We start from the raw sequence: 7,327 nt of genomic DNA on the forward strand, positions 1-7,327 counted from the left end.
GGTGAGGCCGTCATTATCTTCCCCGAGGGCGGCGGCAACGCGGAAGGCACGCTCCAGCCGCTCCATCCTGGGGCACTGCTTGTCGCGCTGCGGGCGAAAGTGCCGGTCGTGCCCGTGGCGCTGATCAATACCAATAAAGTGCTGCCATACGGTGCAATAAAGCTCCAGAGATCCCCTAAGCCCGTCACCGTGATCTTCGGCGAGCCGCTAGACTTCTCAGATCTCTACGGCAAGAAAGGCGCGGTCGAGGAAGCCACCCGCCGCCTCACTGAGCGCCTCGCCCAGATGCTCGATCAACCCATCCCTGAAGGCAAACCCCAAAAGCACGACTGACTTTTTAGGGAGGCATGCAACTTTTCCGGGTAAACTGGTTCTTATCTAACATGAGGTTTTACAAGATGACAAATACAATGCGTTTTGGAGTTTTAGGGCTTGCTACAGTGGGGTTGGCAGGCTGTATGCAGCCGCGTCCCGTGACCATGGCACCGCCGGTCGCTCCTCCGCCTCCCGCAATGACCGCGCCTGGTAAGGGGGAAGCCTACAACTACAAGGATGTACCATCGGGCCAGCAAGTACCCATCACCCGTGCCGTCTTTGATCAGGGCGGCTACCAGCTCTACGCTGCCTCTGGCGAGACCATTATCGTGCCGTTTGAAAACCAGAACATGTATGTCATGAAGTTCGGCAGAACCAGTGGCGATATGTATTTTGTGAACGATGCCAATGTCCCCACACTCTATGTTCGTGCGGGAGAGGGGCTGCAAAACGCGGCGGCGCAGGGAGCTATCTGGTATCCCTTCCCACAAAACTATGCCTACACTCGCCCTATGTTTGTTGGCATTGCGCCATCGTGGTCCGCGTACACAGGAATGGGGTGGTATCCGGGGATGCACTACTACGGGGGCTACTCCAGCTATAACCCCTGGGTATCCGGTGCCGTCTTTGGCGCGATGGCGGGGATGATGATCAATGTAGGGGGACGGCCCTACTACGGCTGGAACAGCTACTCCAACTACTACCGCTCTAATCCCGTGAACCGTGTGCTTGTCACGAGCAACCGTAATAGCTTTAACTACTCCTCCGTGGGCCGTCGGAGTGCTTCCACAGGCTCCTTTAGTCGCTCGTCAGGCGGTTCTGGTTCGTTTGGGGGGACGTCGGGTGCTCGAACCAGTGGAGGGGGCGTGAGCGCTTCGCGCCCGAGCTTTGGTAGCGGCTCAAAAAGCACGGGTAGCTTTGGTAGTGGCAGCTCTTCGGCGAGCCGTCCCAGCTTTGGTTCGGGTAGTTCTAGCGCTTCTCGTCCGAGCTTTGGCTCGGGGAGCTCCAGTAGCCGTCCTAGCTTTGGTTCCGGCAGCTCAGGCTTCTCTAGTAGCCGTCCTTCGGGTGGTAGCTCTTTTGGCGGCGGACGCAGCTTTGGGGGGGGGCGTCGCCGTTGAGAAACGAGATTCTTTTTAGTACCGGCGGCGACTGGGACTCAACCAGCCTGATGAGTAACGGCTATGCCATCGAGGCAGCACAGCTCTATATCGAGCTCAGTGCTGGGCGCGATGACTGGGGGGATGAGGTGCAGGGGGGAATCTGGGAAGGGGCGGATCTCACCGCGATGATCCGGCCTGCTGAGGATCCTATGGCTCCTATTGATATCTTCCCCGGACGAATCTCAATGGAGTTTCCCGGCTATACGATTGTCATGGAGAACCAGCACCCGATGGTGGACATGCGTCACCTGCGAGTCTGGCTGAATGGCGAGGACATCACCGACCGCGTGGTGGATGTTGTCGTGGATATCAATGCTGTGGATAGCTTTGTTCAGGCCTATGTGAGTGTCTATAAATCGCGTTTTCTGCTGCGCGATGAAGTGATTACCCACACCATTATATAATCGCCCAAAATTCATGGGAGCGAGAAGAAGGAAATACGACATGTCAAACCGACCTGCCGCCGCCGAAGTCGCGCGTCTGGATGCGAATCTCACCTGGATCGCCTACGAGTCGGATAGTGCGGATGGGCTCCATGTTCTACACAACGGGCAGTCTGTTCTCACGGGGTCTATTGAGAGTATCTCGGTGGACATTGATAGCGAAAAAGGGATGGTCACAGCGATTCTCGTGCGTCGAGAAGGCAACAATATCAACCTCTTCCCGGGCTCCGTCGAAATTATCGCCAAAGGAAAACGCATCTCACTCTCCGCCGTGGAGGCCAATAACCTAGACGGGCTCTACTTCGGTTTGGGAGTGCGTGAGGACGGCACCAGCGATCAGGTGAAGGGAGTCAAGAGCCTGCGCATTGTTCTAACGCCAGGGCTTGCAAGCGCCAAGCTGGTCTGGAAAGATGACGGCGCAGACGAAGTGATCTTCTAGGTTTCCTGACCGCTGAATTCTTCCAAGCAAAGCTCGGCGGCATCACGAATGCGCTGGCTTGATGAGGAGACGGCCAGTTTCCGGGCGATGGGGATGGCCATAAGGTCGGCAGTGCTGCTTAAAACAAGCAGCGCTGCGACCGTCAGCTCCACGGTTGGTTCCTGGTTCTCCGCGCAGTGGCGCAGATACGCACGCTGGGAAGCACTGAGGCGCAGGGCACGGGAAGTATCCAGTCGAGGAAGGAGTCGCTCTAGCGCTTCATGGCAGACAGTGGCCTCTGTTCCCCCCCAGCGTGCAAAGTCTAGCAGTGGCCCGACGGCATCAGTACTCTTGACCTCCACGGCGAGCTGCTCCGCTTGTTTTCTCGCCACTCCCCAGAGCCGTCGCTCACGCTGCGTTAGACACAGTCCCATCATGCCAAGTAGCCCCAGAATCAAGCTCGGCTCGCTGTAGCCCATCAGCATCGCGAGCGCGGCCAGGGGAAGCAGCCAGGGAACGATTTTCCACCGTGCCAACTGTGCCTGACACGGCGCCACTTCATCCCGAACGAGAGCGAGCTGCTCTTCTGGCGCACGGGTGACCCGTGTGAGCGCGGGGGCTTCTTTGTAACGAATCATCCTAAGCTCTGTACGCGCACTGAGTGACTTTGCGGGACGGTATTGACAACCGGTTTAGGCTAGGTTACGATACGGACTTAAGGGGTAATTTACAATGAGTCTTTATCGTTTTGGTGCTGCATTAGCAGTCGGTGCATTGGTGAGTACGACTGCATTTGCTCAGCCACCCGGTGGTGGTTTTGGCTTTGGACGTGGCAATCAGCCACTCACCGTGGCGACGGTGCCCGCGGAGGCGCTGGGAAAAGAGCTGAAGCTCTCGGAAGAAGTCCAGAAAAAAGTGGCCGCAATCCAGAAAGCCGTCCAGGACAAGATGCAGGCCGCCATGCAGGAGCTGCGCAACGGTGGTGGTTTCAATCAAGAGGCGATGCAGGAGCTACAAAAAACAAACCTGGCAAACGGAAAAAAAGCGGAGACCGAGATTCTTGCTCTACTAAACGATGACCAGAAAAAAGCGCGTCCTGAGGTGCTCAAGACGCTGCAACTGCTCCAGACACTAGGAATCCCCGTGCAGCTTAATGGTGATCTGAAGCTGACGGCGGAGCAAACCAAAGCGCTGACAGAGCGGGCAGCCGTGGTTCAAAAAGAGCGCGCTGCCGTTACCAAGCAGATTCAGGAGGCAATGGCCAGCCAGGATATGGATCGTGTTCGTGAACTCTCGCAAGGAATGCGTGGTACGGGGGGCGCGGATGCCAAGGCACTAGCCATCCTGACTCCCGAGCAGAAAGCCATGGTCGAGAAGTACATCAAAGATCATCCACGACCTCAGGGTCGTCGTGGCGGTGGTAACTAAACTTTAAAAGGCAAGGAAGTGGTCAGCGCGTAGAGATACTCACTGGCCGCTTCTCTGATCCGCTCCGAGGGGTGGCGCGTTGCCATGTCCTCAGCTTGTGCGCTCAGGTGCGAATCTTGTAGCGTAGCAAGAACCAGAAAAGCGCAGGTGATAAATCGAGCGTCGGCGGTGCGGAAGATCGCACGGCGCAAGAAAGCGCGCTGGGATTCGTCGAGCTGCACGAGCTCCGAGGGAGTACGGCAGGCGAGCAGGTGTGTGAGTGCCACAAAGAGTGCTTCCTGGATATCAAAGACAAGTCGGTTTGCTCGGCTGACATTGGGATCGGTGCGGCTGCGGCTCTGCCGAAGCCGAGGGAGTGTCTCCAGGGCTCCCCCGAGCTCAAGTAGCTCCGAGAGAAGCTCCTTGGGAACTTTACTAAGCTCCTCCTGAACCTGAGTACCGTTGCGTACCCACTCCGGCGTGACTTTCGTCCTGGTTGCCGCAAAGTTCAGAGCGGCAGCCAGGAAGAAGAGAAGAGCAATTAAGAACACCGGCCAGAAAATCGTGGCGATCAGCAAGATAAATCCTAAGAGGAGGAAGGCGACTCCGGGCAGGGACTGGTAGCGTCGCCGGTGGCCTTCCTGCTTCGTGACACGAATATAGTGACGCAGCCGCTCTCGAAGCGGCTCCACCGCTGCCGTTTGGTGCTGCTTCATTCGTCGGCGGGGGAGAAGAACGCTCGGGCGAGGCGCGCTCCCTCAGGTGTGAGCTGGTAGACTTTGCCCTCGACGGTGGCAATGCCTGCTGCAACTATCTCCCGAAGGTGGTGGTAGAGTGAGCCCGTCGCCAGTCCACAGGTGTCACCAAGCTGCGGAGGGGGCTGTGGCCCCTCGGTGAGGAGCGTCTCGATTAGCCGTGCACGGGCTACGGGGGAGAAGGCGCTGGCTTTGCGTGCGATTTGCTCGGCATTGAGTGTTCGGCCTACGAGAGGTGCTGCTTCTGACAACTTGAGCGCTTCTACATCCTGACGCAACGCCGCGAGCTCCCCCAGAATGTCGGAGAGCTCGCTCTTGCTTTTCTTGTTTTCTTTACCGGATTTACCTGCCATAGCAATAAGTTTAACAGAGACTTAATGCCTTTGGTAGGTAATGCGGGATAATAGAGGCATAATGGCCCAAGAAACCATCCTGGTCGTGGACGATGAGCCGACCCTTATTGAGGCAATCCGCTACAACTTGAAGGCACAGGGCTTTACGGTTCTGACTGCTGGAGATGCGGACGAGGCGCTCCAGCTTTTTCGCACCCATCATCCTGATTTAATTGTTCTGGATGTGATGTTGCCCTCCGGGAGCGGCTTTGATATCTGCCGCCTGATCCGCCAGCAAGGCGAGCGTGTACCGATCTTGATGCTCACGGCGCGGATTGCGGAGAGTGATCGTGTGCAGGGGTTGGAGATCGGGGCGGATGACTACGTGGTCAAGCCCTTTGGAATGCGCGAGCTGGTGGCACGGATCAAGGCGTTGCTGCGCCGCGCGGGAGTCGAAGGGGAGAGTAATGTGGTCGGACCACAGCTCGTCTCCGCCGCGCTGGAGCTGGTTGTGGATCTGGAGAAGCATGAAGTCACACGCAAAGGTACCCCTGTGAAGCTGGCACGCAAGGAGTTTAATCTGCTGGTGCTTCTTACGGCGCACCCCGGGAGAGTCTTTGACCGGGCGGCGCTGCTGGACCGGGTCTGGGGAACCGATGAAGTGGTCGAGGAGCGCACCGTGGATGTGCATATCCGCTGGCTGCGTGAGAAGATCGAGCCCAATCCCTCCAGTCCGGAGCACCTTCTGACTGTACGCGGCGTCGGATATAAGTTCCAGCCATGAGTAAGCGCTTAGAGCAGATGGCGCTTCTTGTCCAAGATGGACTCCTACGCGTCAATGACAATAATAAGATCATCTACGCTAACGAGACGGCGGTTGGCTATCTGACGGTAGATAATAATGCGAAACGGGTCCTGGGGCGCTCTCTGTTGGAGGCTACACACCAGCGGGCTCTGGTCGAGCTGGTTGAGCTGGCGCGAGGCACCAAGCTGCCACAAGAGGCCGAAGTGCGCCTCGTTAATGGCAAAGAGCGCTTTGTGAAAGCCCGGGCGCTAGGGCTGTCGTCGGGGGGGGCGATGATTCTTTTTTCCGATCAGACAGAGCTGACACGGCTACGGACGGTGCGAACCGAGTTTGTGATCAATGTCTCCCACGAGCTGCGCACACCGCTTGCCTCAATCCGCGCCATGGCGGAGACCCTACAAGACGGTGCTCTGAACGATCCCGAGGTCAGCGAGAAGTTTCTGGGCAATATTGTCCGTGAGGTGGATCGCCTCGTGCGGCTCTCCGAGGATCTTACTTTTCTGGCACGCTCCGAGACCCTGCCCCCTGCTCGGGAGCGCTTCGATCTGGGCGACTTGCTGGTGGATATCGCGGAGCGCCTTGCAACCTACGCCGCCCGTCGCGCTGTGCGCATCTCGCTGCCGGAGACGATGCCCGCACTGGAGCTTGAGGCGGATCGGAGTGAGCTGGAGCAGGTTTTCTTTAACTTACTCGATAATGCCATTAAGTACACCCCCTCAGGCGGCAGTGTGGAAATGGCAGTGGTGCGCGAAAAAGCAACCCTCACTGTCACGGTCGCGGACACGGGAATTGGAATTTTGAAAGAGGATCTGCCACGTATTTTCGAGCGTTTTTGGCGGGCGGATCGGGCGCGGAAATTTCTGGGTGAAGCGGGAACGGCAACCGGGGGAACGGGGCTGGGTCTTTCTATCGTAAAGCATATTGTTGAGGCCCACGGAGGAACCATTGTCGCAGATAGCGAATTGGGTAGAGGGTCTCGCTTTATTGTGACCTTGCCCCTTGCCAAATCGCTATGAATGAACAATCTATCCCTCTTTCTGACCAGCTTGCTAATATTAGCCCGACCATTGTGGTTGCAGTCATCGCCGGTTTCACGATTCTGCGCCTTGCGCTCGTAAAGCTCTTGCGTGATAACTGGGCGCGCACGATCTCTGAGACTTGCGACACCGTCACTTTTGTGCTGGCGCTGGCATTCTTGCTCATCCGCCCGTTTGTGGCGCAGGCGTTCTATATTCCCTCAGAGAGCATGGTGCCGACCCTGGAGATCGGGGATCGCCTGATCGTGGATAAGATGTCGTTTCGTTTTCGCGATCCACAGCGTGGTGATGTGCTGGTTTTTGCGGCTCCGCCCGAAGCCACCGGAAGCGCGACACTAGAGCAGGACTATATCAAGCGCTGCATCGGCCTGCCCGGCGACAAGATCGAGGTGCACGGAGCCAAGCTCACGGTTGGTGCTGAAGTTTTTGAGTCCCAGGGAGTGGATACCAATGCGCATGCAGCCCAGCAGGAGCTACGGAATCGGCTGGGCATTGACGACAGAAAATCGGTGAGGTTCTTCAAGGACTATGTCCTGGTGAATCGTACCGAGAAGATTCTGCCCGCCGATATTGCACGCCAGTTCGGCCAGCCCGGCGCAAAAGTGGAGCTGACTCCAGGTGAGGTTCTCATCAATGGAAAGCCACTTAATGAGCC

Annotated in this window: 11 protein-coding genes; 8 read left to right on the plus strand and 3 right to left on the minus strand. The window is 57.4% G+C overall.

Features of this window, described 5'->3' with window-relative positions:
* From ACH2EH_RS26495 to ACH2EH_RS26510, 4 genes are all read left to right on the plus strand, one after another.
* Window positions 1-333, plus strand: a 333-nt coding sequence (locus tag ACH2EH_RS26495) for a lysophospholipid acyltransferase family protein (RefSeq protein ID WP_395146424.1), incomplete at its 5' end; no start/stop codon positions are given.
* A 77-nt stretch (window positions 334-410) separates the two neighbouring features.
* On the plus strand, window positions 411-1,433 hold the full coding sequence (locus ACH2EH_RS26500; RefSeq protein ID WP_395146425.1) for a hypothetical protein: 1,023 nt from the start codon (window positions 411-413) through the stop codon (window positions 1,431-1,433).
* A complete protein-coding gene (locus tag ACH2EH_RS26505; RefSeq protein ID WP_395146426.1) occupies window positions 1,430-1,879 on the plus strand; it encodes a hypothetical protein in 450 nt (149 codons plus the stop codon). The genes ACH2EH_RS26500 and ACH2EH_RS26505 overlap by 4 nt, the downstream gene beginning before the upstream one ends.
* Window positions 1,880-1,919: 40 nt before the next feature.
* Window positions 1,920-2,357, plus strand: coding sequence for a hypothetical protein (locus ACH2EH_RS26510; protein ID WP_395146427.1), 438 nt, complete (start codon window positions 1,920-1,922; stop codon window positions 2,355-2,357).
* Here the strand turns inward: ACH2EH_RS26510 and ACH2EH_RS26515 are convergent.
* Window positions 2,354-2,974, minus strand: coding sequence for a hypothetical protein (locus ACH2EH_RS26515; RefSeq protein WP_395146428.1), 621 nt, complete (start codon window positions 2,972-2,974; stop codon window positions 2,354-2,356). The genes ACH2EH_RS26510 and ACH2EH_RS26515 overlap by 4 nt on opposite strands.
* Before the next feature lie 94 nt (window positions 2,975-3,068).
* On the opposite strand from ACH2EH_RS26515, the gene ACH2EH_RS26520 reads away from it, so the two are divergent.
* Entirely contained in the window at window positions 3,069-3,764 is a 696-nt protein-coding gene (locus ACH2EH_RS26520; RefSeq protein ID WP_395146429.1) for a hypothetical protein, read from the plus strand.
* Here ACH2EH_RS26520 and ACH2EH_RS26525 read toward each other — a convergent pair.
* Together ACH2EH_RS26525 and ACH2EH_RS26530 are read right to left on the minus strand one after the other, a co-directional pair.
* Complete coding sequence (locus ACH2EH_RS26525; protein WP_395146430.1) at window positions 3,761-4,459, minus strand: hypothetical protein; 699 nt, start codon at window positions 4,457-4,459, stop codon at window positions 3,761-3,763. The genes ACH2EH_RS26520 and ACH2EH_RS26525 overlap by 4 nt on opposite strands.
* On the minus strand, window positions 4,456-4,851 hold the full coding sequence (locus ACH2EH_RS26530) for a hypothetical protein (RefSeq protein WP_395146431.1): 396 nt from the start codon (window positions 4,849-4,851) through the stop codon (window positions 4,456-4,458). The genes ACH2EH_RS26525 and ACH2EH_RS26530 overlap by 4 nt, the downstream gene beginning before the upstream one ends.
* 61 nt (window positions 4,852-4,912) lie before the next feature.
* On the opposite strand from ACH2EH_RS26530, the gene ACH2EH_RS26535 reads away from it, so the two are divergent.
* The 3 genes from ACH2EH_RS26535 to lepB form a co-directional block, all read left to right on the plus strand.
* Complete coding sequence (locus ACH2EH_RS26535) at window positions 4,913-5,614, plus strand: response regulator transcription factor (RefSeq protein ID WP_309687700.1); 702 nt, start codon at window positions 4,913-4,915, stop codon at window positions 5,612-5,614.
* Complete coding sequence (locus ACH2EH_RS26540) at window positions 5,611-6,651, plus strand: sensor histidine kinase (protein ID WP_395146432.1); 1,041 nt, start codon at window positions 5,611-5,613, stop codon at window positions 6,649-6,651. Before ACH2EH_RS26535 ends, ACH2EH_RS26540 begins: the two co-directional genes overlap by 4 nt.
* Window positions 6,648-7,327: signal peptidase I (gene lepB, locus ACH2EH_RS26545; RefSeq protein WP_395146433.1), on the plus strand; the 680-nt coding region annotated here is incomplete at its 3' end. The genes ACH2EH_RS26540 and lepB, both read left to right, overlap by 4 nt.

The organism is Armatimonas sp. (genome assembly GCF_043760365.1).
Classification (GTDB): Bacteria; Armatimonadota; Armatimonadia; order Armatimonadales; family Armatimonadaceae; genus Armatimonas.

Excerpts from the sequence above, each read along its gene's own strand:
- ACH2EH_RS26500 (WP_395146425.1), top strand. The coding sequence starts at position 411 with ATGCGTTTTGGAGTTTTAGGGCTTGCTACAGTGGGGTTGGCAGGCTGT.
- ACH2EH_RS26510 (WP_395146427.1), top strand. The coding sequence starts at position 1,920 with ATGTCAAACCGACCTGCCGCCGCCGAAGTCGCGCGTCTGGATGCGAAT.
- ACH2EH_RS26515 (WP_395146428.1), bottom strand. The coding sequence starts at position 2,974 with ATGATTCGTTACAAAGAAGCCCCCGCGCTCACACGGGTCACCCGTGCG.
- ACH2EH_RS26520 (WP_395146429.1), top strand. The coding sequence starts at position 3,069 with ATGAGTCTTTATCGTTTTGGTGCTGCATTAGCAGTCGGTGCATTGGTG.
- ACH2EH_RS26525 (WP_395146430.1), bottom strand. The coding sequence starts at position 4,459 with ATGAAGCAGCACCAAACGGCAGCGGTGGAGCCGCTTCGAGAGCGGCTG.
- ACH2EH_RS26530 (WP_395146431.1), bottom strand. The coding sequence starts at position 4,851 with ATGGCAGGTAAATCCGGTAAAGAAAACAAGAAAAGCAAGAGCGAGCTC.
- ACH2EH_RS26535 (WP_309687700.1), top strand. The coding sequence starts at position 4,913 with ATGGCCCAAGAAACCATCCTGGTCGTGGACGATGAGCCGACCCTTATT.
- ACH2EH_RS26540 (WP_395146432.1), top strand. The coding sequence starts at position 5,611 with ATGAGTAAGCGCTTAGAGCAGATGGCGCTTCTTGTCCAAGATGGACTC.